The following is a 693-nucleotide window of genomic DNA, read 5'->3' as shown; positions in this document are numbered from 1 at the left end:
ACTGTTTCTAATGATGATAAAGGGATAAAAGAAGCGGTCAAAATCATCAAGAAACACCAGCCTGAACGCATCGTTATCGAAGCAACTGGCCGCCTTGAAATGCCTTTTATTATCGCCTGTTCCAAAGCCAATTTACCTTTTGTAATTGCCAATCCTATCCACATTAAACGCTTCGCTGGCGCTATTGGCCGCAGAGCTAAAAACGGATAAACTAGGATGCTCAATTAATCGCTCATTATAGCGAAGCCATTCAACCCCAATTGACCCAGTTAAAACCAGAAATTATGCGTTTAATGAGTGACTTAGTCGCCCGTCGACATCAAATTTTAACGATGCAAACTATGGAAAAGAATCGCTTACAACAACTCCCTAAAACGCTTCATTCCACAATCAATCCAATCATTACTTCCTTCAAAAATCAGATAGAGAAGATCGAAGCACTCATCATTGCTCTCATTGAAAAACGCCTTCTTATCAGAGCAAAATATCATTTACAAAGTGATCCCAGGCATCGGGAAAGTGAGTGCGGCCGCCATCATTAGCAACGTTCCTGAGTTGGGTTATATCAACAATAAACAAGCGGCTTCTCTAATAGGTGTTGCTCCCATGAATAGAGAAAGTGGCCGCTATAAAGGCAAACGAATTATCCAAGGTGGGCGCGCTCAGGTGCGTACAGTCCTGTATATGGCGATG

The 693-nt window shown here is 42.3% G+C and carries 1 pseudogene; it reads left to right on the top strand.

Annotation, left to right across the window (positions count from 1 at the left end):
- A pseudogene (locus tag CIK04_RS31380) lies at positions 1-693 on the top strand (transposase); the annotation flags it as partial.

Source organism: Vibrio sp. 03_296, assembly GCF_002265885.1.
The sequence above is the reverse complement of the archived record's forward strand: the minus strand, read 5'-3'. Positions and strand labels throughout refer to the sequence as shown.